The organism is Phycicoccus sp. Soil803 (genome assembly GCF_001429685.1).
Lineage (GTDB): Bacteria > Actinomycetota > Actinomycetes > Actinomycetales > Dermatophilaceae > Pedococcus.
Genome location: NZ_LMST01000001.1, coordinates 1512187 through 1532432, shown reverse-complemented (window position 1 = coordinate 1532432; position 20246 = coordinate 1512187). Strand labels below are relative to the sequence as shown.

Annotated in this window: 20 protein-coding genes and 1 tRNA gene; 11 read left to right on the top strand and 10 right to left on the bottom strand. The window is 73.0% G+C overall.

Annotated features, from left to right (window positions below; genetic code table 11):
- The 4 genes from ASG95_RS07055 to rph form a co-directional block, all read right to left on the bottom strand.
- Complete coding sequence (locus ASG95_RS07055; RefSeq protein WP_235543536.1) at positions 1–651, bottom strand: DUF1684 domain-containing protein; 651 nt, start codon at positions 649–651, stop codon at positions 1–3.
- A gap of 1 nt (position 652) precedes the next feature.
- Positions 653–734: transfer RNA gene (locus ASG95_RS07050), tRNA-Leu, on the bottom strand.
- A 107-nt stretch (positions 735–841) separates the two neighbouring features.
- A complete protein-coding gene (rdgB, locus tag ASG95_RS07045; RefSeq protein WP_082592406.1) occupies positions 842–1465 on the bottom strand; it encodes an RdgB/HAM1 family non-canonical purine NTP pyrophosphatase in 624 nt (207 codons plus the stop codon).
- The gene (rph, locus tag ASG95_RS07040; protein WP_057376998.1) at positions 1465–2211 is read right to left on the bottom strand and encodes a ribonuclease PH; all 747 of its coding nucleotides are present in this window, start codon (positions 2209–2211) and stop codon (positions 1465–1467) included. Before rph ends, rdgB begins: the two co-directional genes overlap by 1 nt.
- A 57-nt stretch (positions 2212–2268) precedes the next feature.
- On the opposite strand from rph, the gene ASG95_RS07035 reads away from it, so the two are divergent.
- Entirely contained in the window at positions 2269–3069 is an 801-nt protein-coding gene (locus ASG95_RS07035; RefSeq protein ID WP_057376997.1) for a deoxyribonuclease IV, read from the top strand.
- A gap of 47 nt (positions 3070–3116) precedes the next feature.
- Here ASG95_RS07035 and ASG95_RS07030 read toward each other — a convergent pair whose 3' ends face one another.
- The 6 genes from ASG95_RS07030 to clpS form a co-directional block, all read right to left on the bottom strand.
- Complete coding sequence (locus ASG95_RS07030) at positions 3117–3836, bottom strand: MBL fold metallo-hydrolase (protein ID WP_057376996.1); 720 nt, start codon at positions 3834–3836, stop codon at positions 3117–3119.
- Positions 3837–3860: 24 nt separating this feature from the next.
- On the bottom strand, positions 3861–4382 hold the full coding sequence (locus ASG95_RS07025) for an ASCH domain-containing protein (RefSeq protein ID WP_162259374.1): 522 nt from the start codon (positions 4380–4382) through the stop codon (positions 3861–3863).
- Positions 4379–5158, bottom strand: a complete 780-nt coding sequence (locus ASG95_RS07020) for an MBL fold metallo-hydrolase (RefSeq protein ID WP_057376995.1) — start codon at positions 5156–5158, stop codon at positions 4379–4381. The genes ASG95_RS07025 and ASG95_RS07020 overlap by 4 nt, the downstream gene beginning before the upstream one ends.
- Complete coding sequence (murI, locus tag ASG95_RS07015) at positions 5155–5976, bottom strand: glutamate racemase (protein ID WP_057378786.1); 822 nt, start codon at positions 5974–5976, stop codon at positions 5155–5157. The genes ASG95_RS07020 and murI overlap by 4 nt, the downstream gene beginning before the upstream one ends.
- 71 nt (positions 5977–6047) lie before the next feature.
- On the bottom strand, positions 6048–6689 hold the full coding sequence (locus ASG95_RS07010; RefSeq protein WP_057376994.1) for a DUF2017 domain-containing protein: 642 nt from the start codon (positions 6687–6689) through the stop codon (positions 6048–6050).
- Position 6690: 1 nt separating this feature from the next.
- Entirely contained in the window at positions 6691–6981 is a 291-nt protein-coding gene (gene clpS / locus ASG95_RS07005; protein WP_056923830.1) for an ATP-dependent Clp protease adapter ClpS, read from the bottom strand.
- Positions 6982–7042: 61 nt separating this feature from the next.
- Here clpS and ASG95_RS07000 point away from each other — a divergent pair, with 61 nt between their 5' ends.
- The 10 genes from ASG95_RS07000 (at position 7043) to ASG95_RS06955 (ending at position 20213) form a co-directional block, all read left to right on the top strand.
- A complete protein-coding gene (locus ASG95_RS07000; protein ID WP_255358319.1) occupies positions 7043–8338 on the top strand; it encodes a nicotinate phosphoribosyltransferase in 1296 nt (431 codons plus the stop codon).
- A gap of 37 nt (positions 8339–8375) precedes the next feature.
- Positions 8376–8960 carry an isochorismatase family protein gene (locus tag ASG95_RS06995; protein ID WP_057376993.1) on the top strand — a complete coding sequence of 195 codons (585 nt, stop codon included), beginning with the start codon at positions 8376–8378 and terminating at the stop codon, positions 8958–8960.
- An 86-nt stretch (positions 8961–9046) separates the two neighbouring features.
- The gene (locus tag ASG95_RS06990) at positions 9047–9502 is read left to right on the top strand and encodes a nitrite reductase (NAD(P)H) small subunit (protein WP_157581781.1); all 456 of its coding nucleotides are present in this window, start codon (positions 9047–9049) and stop codon (positions 9500–9502) included.
- A 211-nt stretch (positions 9503–9713) separates the two neighbouring features.
- A complete protein-coding gene (locus ASG95_RS06985) occupies positions 9714–11102 on the top strand; it encodes an MFS transporter (RefSeq protein ID WP_056923699.1) in 1389 nt (462 codons plus the stop codon).
- 6 nt (positions 11103–11108) lie between these two features.
- Positions 11109–13307: a molybdopterin oxidoreductase family protein gene (locus ASG95_RS06980; RefSeq protein WP_057376991.1), complete on the top strand. Its 2199-nt coding sequence runs from the start codon at positions 11109–11111 to the stop codon at positions 13305–13307.
- The gene (locus tag ASG95_RS06975; RefSeq protein WP_082592403.1) at positions 13304–14902 is read left to right on the top strand and encodes an FAD-dependent oxidoreductase; all 1599 of its coding nucleotides are present in this window, start codon (positions 13304–13306) and stop codon (positions 14900–14902) included. Before ASG95_RS06980 ends, ASG95_RS06975 begins: the two co-directional genes overlap by 4 nt.
- 10 nt (positions 14903–14912) lie before the next feature.
- Complete coding sequence (gene nirB, locus ASG95_RS06970) at positions 14913–17492, top strand: nitrite reductase large subunit NirB (RefSeq protein ID WP_056923832.1); 2580 nt, start codon at positions 14913–14915, stop codon at positions 17490–17492.
- Positions 17489–17890 carry a nitrite reductase small subunit NirD gene (nirD, locus tag ASG95_RS06965; protein ID WP_056923701.1) on the top strand — a complete coding sequence of 134 codons (402 nt, stop codon included), beginning with the start codon at positions 17489–17491 and terminating at the stop codon, positions 17888–17890. Before nirB ends, nirD begins: the two co-directional genes overlap by 4 nt.
- Complete coding sequence (gene cobA, locus ASG95_RS06960; protein ID WP_057376990.1) at positions 17887–19101, top strand: uroporphyrinogen-III C-methyltransferase; 1215 nt, start codon at positions 17887–17889, stop codon at positions 19099–19101. The genes nirD and cobA overlap by 4 nt, the downstream gene beginning before the upstream one ends.
- A 20-nt stretch (positions 19102–19121) precedes the next feature.
- Positions 19122–20213 carry a uroporphyrinogen-III synthase gene (locus tag ASG95_RS06955; RefSeq protein ID WP_057378784.1) on the top strand — a complete coding sequence of 364 codons (1092 nt, stop codon included), beginning with the start codon at positions 19122–19124 and terminating at the stop codon, positions 20211–20213.
- Positions 20214–20246 lie beyond the last annotated feature (33 nt).

Genomic DNA, 20246 nt, shown 5'->3' with positions numbered 1-20246 from the left:
TCAGTACCCCTCCGGCAGCAGCTCGCCGACCGGGATGCTGGGCTCGATCCGGTTGGCGGCCGGCGCCAGGGGACAGACCCAGCGGTAGTCGTAGACGCACGACGGGTTGTAGGCGAAGTTGAGGTCGACCACCCACCGACCGTCGTCGTCGCGCCCCAGGTCGGTGCCCTTGACCGTGTCGAGCAGGTAACGCCCGGCGCCGTAGGTCTCCTGGCCGGCCGAGCCGTCGCGCACCGGCAGGAAGATCCCGCCGCCGTAGGAGTTGAGCCACCACACGTCGAGCGTGCCGAGCGCGTCGAGGGTCACCCGACCCGCGCCGGTGAACGGCACGATCCCGTCGGTGGCCGACCGGAACTCCCACTCCTGCTGGGGTCTCTCGTCGCCGGCGTCCACCGGCTCCACCTCGACGACGAACCGGTATGCCGCGTCGTAGGCCGCGTGCCGCAGCTGCTGGCCCTCGCGGCGCGGCGAGGCGGGGTGCTCGTGGAACAGCCGCGACCGCCTGTCGACCCACAGCGCGTGGGCGGTGGCGGGGTCCGGCTCGGCCCGCACCGCGGCATACAGGGCATGCACCTCGCGTCGCCACGACGCGACGTCGAGGGCGCCGGGGTACTGCAGCTCGTCCTGCCCTTCGAGGGCTTCGTCGGTCACGTGCGCAAGGCGGGACTTGAACCCGCACACCCGAAGGCACCAGCTCCTAAGGCTGGCGCGTCTGCCAATTCCGCCACTTGCGCGTGGTCGCCAACTCTAACGCGGCGGGTGACGTGGCGAGTGAGCGGCAACCCACTCACCCGGCCCCGGAATGAGTGGGTTGGCGCTCACTCACGACGGGCGGAGCGGCTCAGCCGAGGAGCTCGCGCAGGTGCGGGACCATCGCGCGGAAGGCCTTGCCGCGGTGCGATATCGCGTTCTTCTCGTCCGGACTGAGCTCGGCCGCGTGGCGGGTGTCGCCCTCGACCACGAGGACCGGGTCGTAGCCGAACCCGTTGGTGCCCCTGGCCTCGCGCGCCAGCGACCCGGCCATCCGGCCCTCCGTCGCGCGGACCGTGCCATCGGGCAGAGCCAGCACCGCGGCGCAGACGAAGGCCGCGGCCCGGTGCTCGTCCTTGACGTCGGCGACCTGGGCGAGCAGCAGGTCGAGGTTGGCCTGGTCGTCGCCGTGCCGACCCGACCAGCGCGCCGAGAAGATGCCGGGCGCCCCACCCAGGACGTCGACCGCGAGCCCGGAGTCGTCGGCGAGCGACGGCAGGCCGGTGTGGGCCGCGAGCGCCACGGCCTTGAGGCGGGCGTTGCCCTCGAAGGTCACCTCGTCCTCGACGACATCGGGCGCACCCTCGAACTCGGAGGCACCCACGATCTCGAGGCCGAGCTCCTCGCACACGTCGGCGAGGATGGCCCGCAGCTCACCGACCTTGTGGTCGTTGCGGGTGGCCAGGACGACCCGGGTCACAGGCTGCGCCGACATCAGAGCACGCGCTCGCGCGGGGTCGTGGCGAGCGCCTCCTGCTGCTTGCGGGTGAGGTCGGCGCAGCCGACGGTGGCCTTGTCGAGCAGCTGGTCGAGCATGGCGCGGTCGAACGCACCGTTCTCGGCGGTGCCCTGCACCTCGACGAACCGGCCGTCGCCGGTCATGACGACGTTCATGTCGGTCTCGGCCGTGGAGTCCTCGGGGTAGTCGAGGTCGATGACCGCCTCGCCCTTGACGATGCCGACGGAGACCGCCGCGATCGAGCCGGTCAGCGGCTGGGCGTCCTTGGCGATCAGCCCCTTGGCGCGGGCGTCCTCGATGGCGTCGACGAGCGCGACGTAGGCACCCGTGATCGAGGCGGTGCGGGTGCCGCCGTCGGCCTGGAGGACGTCACAGTCGAGCACGATGGTGTTCTCGCCGAGTGCCTTGGTGTCGATGATGGCACGGAGGCTGCGGCCGATCAGCCGGCTGATCTCGTGGGTGCGCCCGCCGACCTTGCCCCTGCGCGACTCGCGGTCGGACCGGGTGTTGGTCGACCGCGGCAGCATCTCGTACTCCGAGGTCACCCAGCCGGTGCCCTTGCCCTTGAGCCAGCGCGGCACGCCCTCGGTGAACGACGCCGCCACCAGCACCCGGGTGCGGCCGAACTCCACGAGCACGCTGCCCTCGGCGTGGTCGAGCCAGTTGCGCGTGATGCGCACCTCGCGGGTCTGGTCGGGGGTGCGTCCGTCGTGGCGAGTCATGCGGCAAGGCTAACGGGGGCGTATCGGGCGTCGGTGGCCCGGCCTAGGGTGGGAGCCATGGCTGACACCACTCGTCTCGGCGCCCACGTCGACTCGGCCGACCCGGTCACCGCCGCCCAGGAGCGCGGCGCCGGGCTGAGCCAGTTCTTCCTCGGCAACCCGCAGGGCTACAAGGGTCCGGAGTACGCCTACGAGGGCGGGCCGGAGGGGTTGCGGGCTGCGGCGGAGGCCGCCGACGTCGACCTCTACATCCACGCCCCCTACCTGATCAACGTCGCCTCGACGAACAACCGCATCCGCATCCCCAGCCGCAAGCTGCTGCAGCAGTTCATCGACGCCGGTGCGCTGATCGGCGCCAAGGGGCTGATCGTGCACGGTGGCCACGTCGAGCAGGCCGATGACGTCGACAAGGGCATCGACAACTGGCGCAAGGCGATCGAGGCGACCGACCTCAAGATCCCGCTGCTGCTGGAGAACACCGCGGGCGGCGACAACGCCATGGCCCGCACCCTCGAGCGCATCGCCCGGGTCTGGGACGCGATCGGCAGTGCCGAGGGGTCCGACCACGTCGGCTTCTGCCTCGACACCTGCCATGCCCACGCGGGCGGCATCCCCCTGGCCACCGCGGCCGACGACATCCGCGCCATCACGGGTCGGATCGACCTGGTGCACTGCAACGACTCCCGCGACGAGTTCGACTCCGGGGCCGACCGCCACACCAACCTCGGCGAGGGACTCATCGACCCCGACGAGCTGGTGGGTGCCGTGCGGGCCGCCGGTGCACCGGTCGTGATCGAGACCCGTGGCGGCCTCGAAGGTCAGCAGGCCGACCTCGACTGGCTCCGCGCCCGACTCTGACCGACTCCGATGGGCTCCGACCGACTCTGACGGGCTGGGCCCGCGGCTCAGTCGACCGTCGGGTGCGTCGCGAGGAACCGGCGGATGTGCTCGCGCGGCTGGTCGGCCAGGTGTGGTCCGTGGGTGAACGCCGCCGTCGTGTAGTCCAGCTCGGCGAGGCGGTGCGCGGTCTTCTGGGTCAGCGCGAAGTTCGAGCAGAACGACTTGATCGGCCAGCGCAGCCCGCGGACGTTGAAGATCGAGTCACCGGTGATCAGCACCCCCGACTCGCGGTGCAGGTATGCCGCGTGGCCGGGTGAGTGCCCGGGGGTGTGCACGACCTCGAGACCGCCGGCGACGTCGAGCACCTGCCCGTCGGTCAGCCGCTCCCCCACGGTGACCGGCGGGAACGCGTTGCTGCCCATCAGCTTGGTCATGATCCTGGCCACGAGGAACGACTGGTCACGCTGAGCGGTGGTCCCGGCCTCGGCATAGGGCGCGTCGTCCTCGTGGATGCCGAAGTCGCGCCCGGTCTGCTCGGCCACGTGCGCGGCCCCGCCGGCGTGGTCGGGGTGGGCGTGGGTCAGCAGCAGCCGCGTGACGTCCGACGGGCCGGAGCCGATCGACGCGAGGGCGGCCATCACCTTCGGCCCGGACTGCTTGATGCCCATGTCGACCAGGGTCACCTGGCCGTCGGCGGCACGGAGGATGAAGCCGTTGACGAAGTCCCCGAGGAGGGGGATGCGCCAGACACCTGACGCGATGGGGACGGCTGCCGCTCTGGCCATGCCCGGAGCCTAGGGCGCTCGGGGTCAGTCGGCGAGGTCGGGCGGCCAGACGAGCGTGAACCGCTCGAAGCAGACCTCCAGGTCCTCGGAGAACTCGATGCCGAGACCGGCGCACTGCCGCTCGTACGCCGCGCGGTGACCGTCGAGCCAGGTCTGCAGGGTCCGGTCGCCCTCCCCCTCGTCCCGGGCGAACTGGGGGTCGACGCTGTGGAACGGCCCCAGCCGCAGCTCGGTGGTGCGCAGGACCGCGCGGGGACGTCCCGACCCGTCGCAGCAGACCCAGTAGGCGCCCAGGGGTGGAAACGGATCACTCGAGGCGAGGTAGCCCGCGGCCAGGGTCGCGGTCGCCCGCTTGGCGGCGCCGACGATCAAGCCGAGGATCTCGTCGGCGTACGCGGGGTTGTCACCCCAGCAGACCACGTCGACGTCATCGCGGCGCGGGACCTCGGGGTGCGCCGCGAGGAAGTCGTCGTACATCCGCAGGCCGGCCTCGCGGTCGACCACCACCGGGCCCGTGCCGTCAGGTTCCTCGGGCGGTCCGCTCACGCGCGGCCGCCCACCTCGTAGGTCGCGCCCTGGACGGCCACGTCCAGCGGACCGGACCAGATCGCGGCGGCCTCCGCGCGGCATACCTCGGGGTCGTTCCACGGCGGGATGTGGGTGAGGACGAGGCGACGGACCCCACCGGCGGCGACGGCGGCCGCGGCGGCGCGCCCACCCGAGAGGTGGATGCCGGGGGTGTCGTCGCGCCCGTCGACGAAGGCGCTGTCGGTGAGCGCGAGGTCGGAGCCCGTCAGGAGCGGCGTCAGGGCGTCGCAGGTGTCGGTGTCGCCGGTGTAGGCGATCACCGCGCCGTCGGCCTCGACGCGGAACCCGTAGGCCTCCACCGGGTGGTTCACCCGGTAGGCCGTGACCGTGAACGGGCCGACGGGGGTCACCTGGGTGTCGGCCAGCTCGTGCACGGCGAACTCGTTGGTCATCCCCCCGTGCTCGAGCCCGTGGTACATCAGCGCGAACCGCTCGTCGGCCCCCGAGGGGGCGTGCACGGGGAGCTGGCCCTCGACCGGGCCGCTCGGGCGGTACTTGCGCGTGACGTAGAGCCCGCAGACGTCGACACAGTGGTCGGGGTGCAGGTGGCTGATGAACACCGCGTCGAGGTCGGCCAGGTCGACGTAGCGCTGGAGCGGACCGAGGGCGCCGTTGCCGAGGTCGAGGACGATCGACCAGGTGCGCCCGAGGTGGTCAGCCTGGATGAGGTAGGAGGAGGCGGGCGAGGCGGGTCCGGCGAAGGATCCGGAGCAACCGACCACGGTGAGCCTCATCGAGCCACCACGACCGTCCGCACCACGGAGTTGCCGTAGACGTCGCCGACCTCCGGCCCGAGGAACCGGCGGGCCAGCGCGCGGAACTCCTCGGCGTCGCCGGTCGTGGTGAACCCGTGCTCGGGCGGAGGCAGGTGGCCGGGACGAAGCAGGTCGCGGTCCGCGAGCACCCGATAGAGGTCCTTGGCGGTCTCGTCCGCAGACGACACCAGGGTGACGCCGTCGCCCATGACGTAGGAGATCGCGCCAGTCAGCAGCGGGTAGTGCGTGCAGCCGAGGACCAGGGTGTCGACGTCGCGGTCGACCAGCGGGGCCAGGTAGTCCCTCGCGACGTCGATGACCTCCGGGCCACTGGTGACCCCGGACTCCACGAGCTCGACGAACCGCGGGCAGGGCACGCTGGTGACCTCGAGGTGCGGGGCCGCGGCGAACGCGTCGACGTAGGCGCCGGACTGGTGCGTGCCCCGGGTCGAGATGACGCCCACGCGGTGGTTGCGGGTGGCGCGGGCCGCGCGACGGACCGCCGGCCGGATGACCTCGACCACCGGGACGTCGTAGCGCTCCCGGGCGTCGTGGAGGACCGCCGCACTCGCGGTGTTGCAGGCGATGACGAGGGCCTTCACACCGTGGTCGACCAGCCGGTCGAGGCACTCGAGCGCGAACTCCCGCGACTCGGCGATGGGACGCGGTCCGTAGGGCGCGCGGGCGGTGTCGCCGAAGTAGGCGATCGACTCGTGGGGCAGCTGGTCGAGGACGGCCCGGGCGACGGTCAGCCCGCCATAGCCCGAGTCGAATATCCCGATGGGTGCGTCCGCCACGGGCACAAGGCTAGGTGCCGACCCCGCTCCCGTCCTCATCCTTCCGGCGTCTCGTGTGTCACACAGCACGCTCAGGGCGCCAGCGCGTGCGCCAGCGTCTCCTGCAGCCAGGTGAGGAAGTCGTAGACGGCCAGGGCGTAGACCGCCGGGTCGTCGTCCTCGAGGCCGGAGACCTGCTCCTCGAGCCGGTCGAAGTCGTCGTCCTGCTTCAGGCCGAGTCGCTCCCCCAGCACCAGGCGGACGTCGGTCAGGGCGATGAGGAGGGCCAGGGCCTGCGGCTGCTCGAGCGAGATCTTCTGGTCCTCGAGCGCCGACAGGGCCGTGATCGCCGTCGTCAGGTTGGCCGCCTTGCGGGCCCGCAGCCCGTCCTCGGTGAGGCGACGGAACTCAGCGGCGACCTGGTCGTCCTGGCGGTTCGCGGTCGGGAAGATGCGCTCCAGGGCGGGGTCACGCGGCTGCGGGACGGAGCCGGAGAGCTCCGGGGCCTGGTCGGCCGCAGACAGCGAGACGCCCATCCCGATGCCGCCCAGCCCGGCCACGATGCGGTCGAACTCGTCACCGTCCGTGGCGTCGTCGTCGAGCTCGTTCCCGGCCGCGGGCTCCGGCTCGACCAGCTCGAGCACCTGTTCCATCAGGCCGACGACCAGCCCGCGCTCGACCGCGTCGAGCTTGGCGACGAACCGCCCGTCGCGCCGCTTGAACCCGCGGGCCACGTCAGCTGTCCTTCTGGAAGGTGGCCCACAGGCCGTAGCCCTGGAGGGCCTCGGTATCGGTCTCCATGCGCTCACGGGCACCGGTCGACACGACGGCGCGGCCCTTCACGTGGACGTCCATCATCAGCCGCTCGGCCTTGGCCTTGGAGTAGCCGAAGTAGGTCTGGAAGACGAAGGTCACGTAGGACATCAGGTTGACCGGGTCGTTCCACACCAACGTGATCCACGGGACGTCCACGTCGGCGAGCTCCTCCGTGGAGACACTCTCCTGCTCCACGGGCGCGATCGACATCACCGCAGTGGACGTGATGGTGGGGACAGCACGGGGCACGGGTCCACCTTAGGCTGCGAGCGTGACCCCGCGTTCACCCAGCACCGCCCTGTTGACCGACCACTACGAGCTCACGATGCTCGAAGCCGCCCTCCGCAGCGGGGCGGCCGCGCGCCGCTGCGTCTTCGAGGTGTTCGCCCGCCGGTTGCCCGACGGTCGCCGCTACGGCGTGGTCGCCGGCACCGGCCGGCTGCTCGACGCGATCGAGCGGTTCCGCTTCGCGGACGCCGAGCTCGAGCACCTGCGTGACGTCGTGGACGGGCCCACCCTGGCCTTCCTCGCCGACTACCGCTTCGACGGCGACGTCTGGGGGTATGCCGAGGGCGAGTGCTACTTCCCCGGCTCACCGGTGCTCGTGGTCGAGTCCGACTTCGCCCACGGGGTGGTCCTGGAGACCCTCGTCCTCAGCATCCTCAACCACGACAGCGCGATCGCCTCCGCCGCGTCGCGGATGACCTCGGCGGCCGGTGACCGGCCGTGCATCGAGATGGGGTCGCGCCGCACGCACGAGGAGGCGGCGGTCGCCGCCGCCCGCGCGGCATACCTGGCGGGCTTCGCGACCACCTCCAACCTGGAGGCGGGACGGCGGTTCGGGGTGCCCACGGCGGGCACCGCCGCGCACGCCTTCAGCCTCCTGCACGACGACGAGCGGGAGGCGTTCGCGGCCCAGATCGCGGCGCTCGGCAAGGGCACGACGTTGCTGGTCGACACCTACGACGTGCCCACGGCGGTAGCCCTCGCGGTCGAGCTCGCCGGCCCCGAGCTCGGTGGCGTGCGGCTCGACTCGGGTGACCTGCTGGTGCAGGCCCGCGAGGTGCGCGACCAGCTCGACCGGCTCGGCGCCACCCGGACCCAGATCGTGGTGACCAGCGACCTCGACGAGTACGCCATCGCGACCCTGGCGGCCGGTCCGGTGGACCGCTACGGCGTGGGGACGTCACTCGTGACCGGGTCGGGCGCCCCGACGGCCGGCATGGTCTACAAGCTCGTGGCGCGCACGGATGATGACGGCGTGCTGGTCGGGGTCGCCAAGAAGAGCAAGGACAAGGCGTCAGTCGCGGGACGCAAGTACGCACTGCGCCGGCGCAACGCCAAGGGCATTGCCGAGGCCGAGGTGCTCGGCATCGGCGAGCCACCCCTCGACGACGGCGACGACCGCGAGCTGCTCGTCCCGCTCATGGCTGGGGGGCGCACCGTCTCGACGTCGACCCTCGAGGACGCCCGCGAGCGCCACGCCGTCTCCCTCGCCGAGCTCCCCGCCGCGGCCCTGCGTCTGCAGCGCGGCGAGCCCGTGATCCCCACCGTCTACGAGGACTGACCACGCGTCGGCTCGCGGCGGGCAGTAGCGTCGCCGCATGAGCCGCGCACTGGTCATCGTCGACGTGCAGAACGACTTCTGCGAGGGTGGCTCGCTGGCCGTCGCCGGTGGGGCCGAGGTGGCCCGCCGGATCAGTGCGCACGTGGTCGCGCACCTCGACGACTACGCCGCAATCGTCGCCACGGCCGACTGGCACGAGGACCCGGGTGCGCACTTCTCGCCCGACCCCGACTTCGTGGACAGCTGGCCCGCGCACTGCCGGGTCGGCAGTGACGGCGCGCTCTTCCACCCTGCTGCCGAGCCCGCGTTCGAGCACGTCGAGGCGATCTTCCGCAAGGGCCACCACAGCGCTGCGTACAGCGGTTTCGAAGGTTTCACCGTCGAGGCGGACCGCAAGGTCGCGCTCGCGGACTGGCTGCGCGACCGGGCCATCGAGCAGGTCGACGTCGTGGGCATCGCCACCGACCACTGCGTCCGCGCCACGGCGCTGGACTCCGCGGACGAGGGGTTCGAGACGACGGTGCTGCTCGACCTCACCGCCGGCGTCGCTCCCGAGACCACGAGGGCAGCCCTGGCCGAGCTGGCCGCCGCAGGAGTCGAGACGACCGGCTCCCCCGCCTGAGGAGCCGCCCGCTCCCCGCGCGAAGGTTTACAGGGACGTCACACGGGCACCCTCGTCGCGAAACAGCCGGTCCCTAGCGTGGCCGCGTGGACGAGGAACCCGATGCTGCCCCGCGACCGCGGACAGCCGCCGCGCAGATGGCGTCCGCACGGGTGGCCTCGGCGCGGGTGGCGCCCGACCTCGTGGCGCTCTGCGGCCTCAAACACGTGCCGACCCGGCACGGCGCCGCCATCACGGTCGCCGGCGTGCCCCTCGCGCTGTTCCGCGCCGGGGACCGGGTCTGGGCGGTCGAGGACCGCAACCCCTACACCGGGTGCGGGGTCGCCGGTGGCCGGATGTCACGGGTCGGCCGCACGCCGGTCGTGGTGTCGCCGATGTACCACCTCGTGTTCGACTTGCGGACCGGCGCCTGCCTGAACGCGGTCGGCCTCCCGCAACAGCGTCTGCGCACCGTCCCGGTCGAGGTGGTCGCGGACGTCGTCCACATCGACGTGACCGCCCTGCGAGCAGACCGGGCGGTCGCCGTCGGTGTCAGCGCCTAGTCGTCCGGCCGCTGCCCCGACGAGTTCCCCACTTCTGGCCAGCGGTGCTGTGTCGCACCCCGGACCGGGGGCGCGGGTGAGCCAGGCGTGGCCAGAGGTCGAGGCGGGGTCGCTGTTCTCACAGCCACCCGGAACCACCTGTGCGGCAATGGTTACGGAGCCTTTACGGCAGCCGTCGGGTCGGGAAACACGGTCTTGCCACGCTGACTGCGTGACCACGAACCTGAGCCCCGAACCCACGACCGCGACGTCGCCGACCACGACCACGCCGCCCTCGTCGTCCACCACCACCGCCGCACCCACGCACCGCAGCGGCCGCTGGATCGACCACTGGGATCCTGAGGACCCCACCTTCTGGCGCGGCGGCGGCCGCGCCATCGCCCGCCGCAACCTGACCCTGTCCGTCTTCGCCGAGTTCCTCGGCTTCTGCGTCTGGGCCCTGTGGAGCGTGGTCGTGCCACTGCTCCCGGGCGCCGGCTTCACCCTCACCCTCGACCAGCAGTTCTGGCTCATCGCCGTGCCGAGCCTGGTGGGCGCGACGGTGCGGATCCCCTACACCTTCGCCGTACCGCTGTTCGGTGGCCGCAACTGGACCATCATCTCGGCCCTGCTGCTGCTCCTGCCGGCGTCCGCCCTCGCCTGGGTGGTCACGGAGCCGTCGTCGTCGTTCGGCCTCCTGCTCGCCTGCGCCGCCCTCGCCGGGTTCGGCGGCGGCAACTTCGCCTCCTCGATGACCAACATCTCCTTCTTCTTCCCCGAGGCCGAGAAGGGCAAGGCGCTGGGCCTCAACGCCGCCGGCGGCAACCTCGGCACCGGCCTCGTGCAGATGGTCGTGCCTGCCGTCATCGTCATCGGGGCCGGCACGCACCTCGAGCGAGCCGGGTTGATGTTCATCCCCCTGGCGATCATCGCGGCCGTCCTGGCCTGGAAGGGCATGGACAACCTCACCGGCGCCAAGGCTGACTACCGCAGCTTCGCGGCGGCCACCCGCAACCGGCACACCTGGATCATCTCGTTCCTCTACATCGGCACCTTCGGGTCGTTCATCGGCTACTCGGGGGCCTTCCCCACCCTGCTCAAGACCCAGTTCCCCGAGACGCCCACGACGATCGCGTTCCTGGGTGCCCTGATCGGGGCGCTGACCCGCCCGCTCGGTGGCATGGTGGCCGACCGGCTCGGCGGCGCCCGCGTCACGATCGCGTCCTTCACCCTCCTCATGGCCGGCGCGATCGGGGCCATCGAGGGCCTGAAGTCCCACAGCTTCGTGGTGTTCTTCGGCTCCTTCCTGGTGCTCTTCGTCGGAGCCGGGATCGGCAACGGCGCCACCTACCGGATGATCCCCGCGGTCTTCCGGGCCGGGGTCAGCGCCGACCGCCTGCCCATCGCGCGCAAGACCGCCGCCGGGTGCATCGGCATCGCCGGTGCCGTGGGCGCCTACGGAGGCTTCTTCATCCCCCGCGGGTTCGCCATGGCCAAGGCCCACTACGGCTCGCTCGTCCCGGCCCTGTGGGTGTTCGTGGTCGCCTACCTGCTCATGGCCATCACCACGTATGCCGTGTACGCCCGGAAGGGCTCCACCCTCGCCGCCGAGTCGATCTGAGCCTTCGTGACGACGACCTCCACCTCCACCGTCCGGGCCGACAGTGTCGCGACCCACTGCCCGTACTGCGCCCTGCAGTGCGCCCAGACCCTGACGGCCAACCCCGGACTCGACGGTGCCAACGGCGTCACCGTCGAGGGCAGGGCCTTCCCCACCAACCGGGGTGGGCTCTGCCAGAAGGGCTGGACGAGCGCGGAGGTCCTGACCAGCCCTGACCGCCTGACCAGCCCCCTGGTCCGGGGGGTCGACGGCGAGCTGGCCCCCTCGAGCTGGGACGACGCCCTCGACCTCGTGGCCGACCGGCTGCTCGCGATCCGGCGGGACTCCGGGCCGGACGCCGTCGCGGTGTTCGGCGGTGGCGGGCTGACCAATGAAAAGGCTTACCAGCTGGGCAAGTTCGCCCGGGTGGCGCTCGGCACCGCGAACATCGACTACAACGGACGGTTCTGCATGAGCAGTGCCGCAGCCGCTGCCAACCGGTCACTCGGCGTGGACCGGGGGTTGCCGTTCCCGCTGACGGACCTGGCCAGCGCCGACGCCGTCCTGCTGCTGGGGAGCAACCTGGCCGAGACCATGCCCCCGTCGGTCGCCCACCTCGCCGGGGTGCGCGGTCGGGGTGGGCTGGTCGTCGTCGACCCACGCCGCAGCGCGACCGCCGACCTCGCGGCCGACGGCCAGGGGCTGCACCTCCAGCCGGTGCCGGGCACCGACCTGGTCGTCCTCCTGGCGCTGCAGCACGTGCTCCTCACCGACGGCCTCGTCGACGCCGACTACCTGGAGCGACGCACGAACGGGCTCGAGGACGTCAAGCGTCGCTCGGCCCTGTGGTGGCCGGAGCGGGCCGAACAGGTCTGCGGCGTCCCGGCCGACCTCCTGCGCGACACGGCGCGGCTGCTCGCCGCAGCCAGCCCGTCCCGTGGCGGCACGGGTGCCTTCGTGCTCACCGGCCGAGGCGTCGAGCAGTCCCGGCAGGGCACCGCCACGGTCTCGGCGGCCATCACGCTGTCGCTCCTGCTCGGTCTCCCGGGCCGGGTGGGCAGCGGGTACGGCGCGGTGACCGGTCAGGGCAACGGCCAAGGTGGCCGCGAGCACGGGCAGAAGGCCGACCAGCTGCCCGGCTACCGCATGATCGACGACCCCGCGGCGCGCGCCCACGTGGCCGCGGTCTGGGGGGTGTCGCCGGAGTCGTTGCCCGGCAAGGGAATGCCCGCCGTCGAGCTGCTGGCCTCCCTCGGCACCGCCGACGGTCCGCGGGCCCTGCTGGTGCACGGCTCCAACGTCCTGGTCAGCGCTCCGAACGTCCACCGCGTGGCCGACCGGCTCGCGGCCCTCGACCTGCTCGTGGTCTGCGACTTCGTCCCGTCCGAGACGGCGCTGCTGGCCGACGTGGTCCTCCCCGTCACCCAGTGGGCCGAGGAGGAGGGCACCATGACCTCCCTCGAGGGTCGCATCATCCGGCGACGCAAGGCCGTCGAGCCCCCCGCGGGCGCGCGCAGCGAGCTCTGGGTCTGGGCCCAGCTCGCCGCACGGCTCGGTGCCGCCGGCACCTGGGACACCGAGCCCAGCCTGGTCTTCGACGAGCTCGCCCGGGCCAGCCGCGGCGGCCGGGCCGACTACAGCGGCCTCAGCCACACACGGCTGGACGGCGACGAGGCGCTGCACTGGCCGTGCCCCGCCACCGGCGACGGGGAGCCCGACCACCCCGGCACCCCACGCCTGTTCGCCGAGTCCTTCCCGACTCCGGACGGGCGGGCCCGGATGGTCGCGGTCGACCACCTCGGGCCGGCTGACGACCTCCGCCCCGACGCCCCCCTCTACCTCGTGACCGGGCGGGTCCTGCAGCACTACCAGTCCGGCGCCCAGACCCGGCGGGTGCCGGCCCTCGCAGGCGCGGTGCCGGGCGCCTTCGCCGAGGTCCATCCCTTGCTGGCCGCGCGGATCGGCATCGCGGACGGTGAGCGGGTGCGGCTGACCACGGCGCGGGGCTCGCTCGCCGTCCCGGCCAGGGTGACCGACTCGATCCGCCCCGACACGGTGTTCGTGCCGTTCCACTGGGCCGGCACCGGCAGTGTCAACCGGCTCACCACGGACGCGACCGACCCCGTCTCGGGCATGCCCGAGTTCAAGGTCTGCGCCGTGGACGTCACCGCCGCGCGGGTGCAGTCCGCTGGCTCAGCCCGACCGACGGCGGGGGTGCCGGCATGACGCGCCTCGTCGTCGTCGGGAACGGCATGGTCGGGTCGCGGTTCGTCGAGGACCTGCTGGCCGCCGACACCAGTGGCCGCTACGACATCACCGTCGTGGGGGCGGAGGCCTGCGAGCCCTACAACCGCGTGCTGCTGAGCGAGGTCGTGGCCGGCAAGCACGACCTCTCGGCCCTCACCCTCCCCACCCCCACCAGTCCACGGCTGACGGTGCTGCGCGGCGCACCCGTCTCCCACCTCGACCGCGAGGACCGCGTCGTCGTCACCACCGACGGCGCCCGACTGCGTTACGACCGCCTCGTGCTGGCCACGGGTTCGGCGGCCCGGGTGCCCCCACTGCCGGGCCTGCGCAGCGCCGCCCCGGTGGACCGCGACGACCCGTTCCCCAGCGACGACCTGACGGCCGGCGTCCACGCCCTGCGCACCATCGACGACGCGCGTGAGGTCGTGGCCGCCACCCTCAACGCCACCCGCGCCGTGGTGCTCGGTGCGGGCGTGCTCGGGATGGAGGCGGCCTGCGGTCTCGCCCGGCGCGGCGTCGCCGTCACCGTGGTGCACCCCGCGAGCACGCTCATGGAGCGTCAGCTCGACGCCGAGGCAGGACGGGTGGTCGAGCTCGCGATGGCACGCCTCGGTATCGACCAGCGCGTCGGCGTCGGAGCCACCAGCGCGGTCGTCGACGGAGGCCGCCTCACCGGACTGCGGCTCGACGACGGCGAGCTGGTGCCGACGGACCTCCTGGTGCTCGCGACCGGCACCGTGCCCAGCACGACGCTCGCAGCGAGCGCCGGGCTCGGCGTGGATCGCGGGGTCGTGGTCGACGACGACCTCCGCTCCCCCGACGACCACCGGATCTTCGCGATCGGCGACTGCGCCCAGCCCCCTGAGGGCGGCACCGGCCTGGTGGCCCAGGGGTGGGAGCAGTCCCGACGCCTCGCCGCCCACCTCTGCCGCGACTCCAGCACCTCCGGGAACCCCTCCCGCACGGTCAGCACCGACCTGGCTCGCCGGTCGTCGACGTCAGGCAGCGACGTGGTGCGGCTCAAGGCCCACGGCCTCGACGTCGTGACCATGGGCGTGTGTGGTTCGGCTCGGACGGACGACCCGGCCCAGCGCACCCTGCGCCTCAGCGACCCCGACGTCGGCCGGCACGTCGAGGTCGTCGTGTCCGGCGGTCAGCTGGTCGGCGCCACGTGTGTGGGCGCCGGCGCCGTCGCCGCCGACCTGGTCACGACGTACACCCGGCGCACGCCGGTGCCGGCCGACCCGGCATACCTGCTGCTCCCGGCACTCGTCCCGCACCAGGGCCTCGGCCCCAGCTCCCCCGCCGACCTGGCCGACGACACCGCGGTCTGCCGGTGCAACGGCGTGACCAAGGCCGGCATCACGGCGTGCGTCCGGGACGGCGCGACCAGCGTCGCCGAGGTCGCCGCCGCCACCCGCGCCACCACCGGCTGCGGCGGGTGCCACGACGACGTCTGCGCGCTCCTCGACTGGCTGGCGCCCGCGACCTCACCCGAGGGCGCCGGCACCGGTGAGAACCACGTAACGAAGGGGAAACACATGATCCACAGCACCGAAACGGCGGGCTCCTAACGTGGCCGCCATGGTCCAGCCCACGGTTCCGCGCCAGCTCGTCGTCGTCGGCGGCGGGATGGTCGCGCGCCGGCTGGTGGACGCCCTGCGCTCCCGGGACGTGGCGGGCCAGTGGGCGGTGACGCTGCTCTGTGAGGAGCCGCGCGCCCCCTACGACCGGGTTGCCCTGACGTCCTACTTCACCGGTCGCGACCCCGACGACCTGGCGCTCGGTGGCCAGGAGCTGTGGGACGACCCGCTGGTGACGCTGCGGCGCGGCGTCGCCGCCACCTCCGTCGACCGCGACGGACACACGGTCAGCACCTCCGACGGCCGCGTCCTGCCCTACGACTCCCTCGTGCTGGCGACCGGTTCGTATGCCGCCGTGCCCCCGGTCCCGGGCAAGGACCTCCGCGGCGCGTTCGTCTACCGCACCATCGACGACGTGGCGGGACTGCGCTCCTACGTGGAGAACCTGCGCACCGAGGTCGACCGCCCGCTGCGCGGGGCCGTGGTCGGCGGCGGCCTGCTCGGGCTGGAAGCCGCCGGGGCGCTCACCGCCCTCGACGTGCACACGACCGTCGTCGAGTTCGCGCCCCGCCTGATGCCCCTGCAGGTCGACGAGGGTGGCGGCGAGGCGCTGCGGCGCCTGATCGAGGCGCTGGGTGTCACCGTCCGCACCGGCACGGCGACCGCCAAGATCGTGGGACGGCTCGGCCGGGTCTCGCGCATGGAGTTCGCCGAGGGTGCCCCGCTCGACGTCGACGTGGTCGTCTTCGCCGTCGGGGTCCGTCCGCGCGACGAGCTCGCCCGCGAGTCCGGTCTCGAGGTCGGGGAGCGCGGCGGCGTCGTCGTCGACGACACCTGCGCCACGAGTGACCCGGCCGTCTGGGCGGTGGGCGAGGTCGCGTGCATCGGTGGCCGCACCCTCGGCCTGGTCGCCCCCGGCTACACCATGGCCGAGATCGTGGCCGACCGGCTCCTGGGCGGGGAGGGCACCTTCCCGGGGGCCGACCTGTCCACCAAGCTGAAGCTGCTGGGCGTCGACGTCGCGTCGTTCGGTGATGCCTTCGCCGCGGAGCCCGGTGGGCTCGAGGTGGTCATCTCCGACCCCGTCGCCGGCGTCTACAAGAAGCTCGTGATGTCCGACGACGCCCGCACCCTGCGCGGCGGCATCCTCGTCGGCGACGCCAGCGCCTACGCCGCCCTGCGCCCCATGGTCGGCCGCGCGCTCGGTGGCGACCCCGCGGCATACCTGCTCCCCGAGGGGGCCGCGCCGGCTCCCGCTGGCGACCTCCCGGACGACGCGGCGGTCTGCTCCTGCAACAACGTCACCGCCGGCGCCATCCGCTGCTCGGTGACCGACGCGGGGTGCACCGACCTCGCCGGGGTGAAGGCGTGCACCCGCGCCGGCACGAGCTGCGGCTCCTGCCTCCCCCTCGTGAAGCGCCTGGTCACGACCGAGCTGGAGAAGTCCGGCATCGAGGTCAGCAGCGCGCTGTGCGAGCACTTCGAGCTGTCCCGCGCCCAGCTCTTCGACGTCGTGCGGGTGCAGGGGCTGACGACGTTCAGCGAGATCATCGCCAAGCACGGCACCGGCCGTGGCTGCGACATCTGCAAGCCGGTGATCGGCTCGATCCTCGCCTCGCTCGGCACCGGTCACATCCTCGAGGGCGAGCGGGCGTCGTTGCAGGACACCAACGACCACGTGATGGCCAACCTGCAGAAGGACGGCTCGTACTCCGTCGTCCCGCGCATCCCCGGCGGTGAGGTCACCCCCGAGGGGCTGATCGCCATCGGCGAGGTCGCCAAGGACTTCGGGCTCTACACGAAGATCACCGGTGGCCAGCGGATCGACCTGTTCGGGGCCCGGATCGAGCAGCTGCCGAAGATCTGGAAGCGGCTCGTGGACGCGGGGTTCGAGTCGGGCCACGCCTACGGGAAGTCGCTGCGCACGGTGAAGTCGTGCGTCGGCTCGACGTGGTGCCGCTACGGCGTGCAGGACTCCGTGGGCCTGGCCATCGCGTTGGAACTGCGCTACCGCGGGCTCCGGTCGCCCCACAAGCTCAAGCTCGGGGTGTCGGGCTGCGCCCGCGAGTGCGCCGAGGCGCGCGGCAAGGACGTCGGGGTCATCGCGACGGACCAGGGCTGGAACCTCTACGTGGGTGGCAACGGCGGCTTCACGCCGCGGCACGCCCAGCTCCTGGCCGAGGACCTCGACACCGAGACCCTGGTGCGCACCATCGACCGCTTCCTCATGTACTACGTCCGCACCGCCGACCGCCTCCAGCGGACCGCGGCCTGGGTGGAGGACCACGAGGGTGGCCTCGACGCCATCCGGGCGGTCGTGCTCGACGACTCGCTCGGGATCGGTGCCGACCTCGACCTCGCGATGGCTGGTCACGTCGACGGCTACGAGGACGAGTGGGCCGCCGCCCTCGACGACCCCGAGACCCTGCGGCGCTTCGGGTCCTTCGTCAACGCCCCGGACCAGCCCGACGACACCCTCGCCTACGTCAGCGAGCGCGGGCAGCCGCGTCCGGCCACCGAGTCCGAGCGGGCCGACTCGGGCGTCCTGATCGCCGGGACGACCCTGGAGGTGCGGCGATGAGCGTGGAGGTCAGCGCCGAGGTGGCAGCCGCGGCGGCCCTGACGTGGCACGAGGTGTGCGTGCTGGCCGACCTGTCCCCGGAGCGCGGAGCCGCCGCCTTGCTCGACGGCGTGCAGGTCGCGCTGTTCCGCACGCACGACGACCAGGTGTATGCCGTGCAGCAGCTCGACCCCTACAGCGCCGCGAACGTCATGTCCCGAGGGATCGTGGGGAGCCGGGGAGACGTGCCCACCGTCGCGTCGCCGATGTACAAGCAGGTCTTCGACCTGCGCACCGGCGAGTGCCTGGACGCCGTGGGCAAGGAGCCGAAGCCGTTGCAGTCGTATGCCGTGACCGTCGTCGACGGAGTCGTCAGCGTCGGCCTGCCCGCCCCTGGTCCCCCCGGCGGTGCGACATGACGACCCTGGTCGGCCTGGACGTCACCGGGCGGCGCGTGGTCGTGGCCGGCGGTGGACCGGTGGCCGCCCGCCGCGCCAACGCCCTGGCCCGGGACGGAGCCCTGGTCACGGTGGTCGCCCCGCAGCTGTGTGAGGACCTGTTCGACGCGGTCGCCGACGGCACTGTCGAGTGGGTCGACCGCGAGGTCGAGGAGAGGGACCTCGCCGACACCTGGCTGGTCCACGCCGCCACCGACGACCCGGGCGTGAACGCCCGGGTCTCGCAGTGGGCCACCGCCGCCCGCATCTGGAGCGTGTGCGCCAGCGACGCCGAGCTGGGGACCGCCCGCACACCGGCCACCACCGAGCACGCCGACCTGCTCGTCGGGGTGGTGTCGACCGGCCACCCCGACCCGCGCCGGGCCGCCGCGGTGCGCGACCGGCTCGAGTGGACCCTGCAGTCCGGCGACCTGGACCTGCGCGCCCGACGTCGCCGGGAAGGGGGCCGGGGGCGGGTCGTGCTCGTCGGCGGCGGCCCCGGAGCGCCCGACCTGATGACCCTGCGGGCCCGTCGGCTGCTGTCCGAGGCGGACGTGGTGGTCACCGACCGGCTCGGCCCGACCAGCGTCCTGGCGGACCTGCCGCGCGACGTCGAGGTCGTCGACGTCGGCAAGACGCCCGGCCTGCACGCCGTCACGCAGGACGAGATCAACCGGATCCTGGTCGACCACGCCCAGCGAGGTCGGCTGGTCGTGCGCCTCAAGGGTGGCGACCCCTTCCTCTTCGGCCGCGGGGGCGAGGAGGAGCTCGCCCTGGCGGCCCACGGCATACCGGTCGAGGTCGTGCCCGGAGTGAGCTCGGCCCTGGCGGCTCCGGCGGCGGCCGGCATCCCCGTCACCCACCGGGGCACGGTCGCCGCCGTGCACGTCGCCCACGGCCACGGCCGGCTCGACGACACCGCTGTCGGGGCGGTGGTGCGGGGTGAGGCGACCCTCGTGGTCCTGATGGGCATCAGCCTGCTGGCCGACCACGTCGCCCGCCTGCTCTCGGCCGGGGCGTCCGAGCAGGTGCCGGTGGCGGTCATCGAGGACGCCAGCCTCGACACGCAGCGGGTCACCCGGGGCACCCTGTCGACCATCGCCGCGACCTGCGCCGCCCGGCAGGTGCGTGCCCCGGCGGTCGTCGTCGTGGGCGCCGTGGCAGCCGAGGGATTCCTGGCGGCGCCGCCGTGAGCACCCGCCTGGGCCAGGTCATGACCGGCTGCGTCGTGCTGGTGACCGCCGACCGCCGGTCCGGAGAGCTGGCCTCGGCGCTGACCCGGCGCGGCGCCACCGTGCGGCACGCCCCGGCCCTGAGCATCGTGCCCCACGAGCACGACGACGAGCTGTTGGCCCACACCCGGGAGCTCCTCGAGGCCCCACCCGACATCGTGGTCATCACGACGGGCATCGGGTTCCGGGGGTGGGTGGAGGCGGCCGACGCCGCCGGTCTGGCCGACCAGCTCGTGCAGGTGCTCTCCCGGGCGCGGATCATCGCGCGTGGCCCCAAGGCCAACGGGGCGATCCAGGCCGCCGGGCTGCAGGCGGACTGGGTGGCCGAGTCGGAGACGAGCGCGGAGATCCTCGACCTGCTGCTGGCCGAAGGCGTCGCCGACCAGGTGGTCGCGGTGCAGCACCACGGCGCCGGGGCCGACGGGCTCGACACCGAGCTGGCCGCCGCCGGGGCGCAGGTCCGCAGCCTCGTCGTCTACCGCTGGGGCCCGCCCCCCGACCCGGTGGCCCTCAAGCTGTCCGTCCTTGCCGCGGCCGACGGCGAGATCGACGCGGCCGTCTTCACCTCCGCCCCCGGCGCAGCGGCCTGGCTCGCCGAGATGGACGCCCAAGGCGTCGGCGCCGAGATCGTGGCGCGCACCTGCAGCGGCAGCATGGTGGTGGCCGCCGTCGGTCCGGTGACGGCAAAGCCGTTGCAGGAGAGGGGCATCCAACCGATCGTCCCCGACCGCGGACGGCTCGGTGCCCTCGTCCGCACCCTCGTCAACCACTACGAGCAGGCCCAGACCTCCGCGGTCCAGACGACCGCCGGACGACTCCAGGTCCGGCGCACCGTCGCGCTGCTCGACGACCACGTCCTCCCCGTGTCACCCAGCGGCCTCGAGGTGCTGCGCGTGCTGGCCGACGCCGGGGGCGAGGTGGTCACCCGAGCCCAGGTGCTGTCGGTCCTCCCCGGGGACTCGACCGACCCGCACGCGGCCGAGGTGGCCATCGCCCGGCTCCGCGAAGCCGTGGGGCACAAGGGAATGGTGAAGACCGTGGTCAAGCGCGGCTACCGGCTGACCACGACCTGACCACAACCCGACCACGACCTGACCCGACCGGCC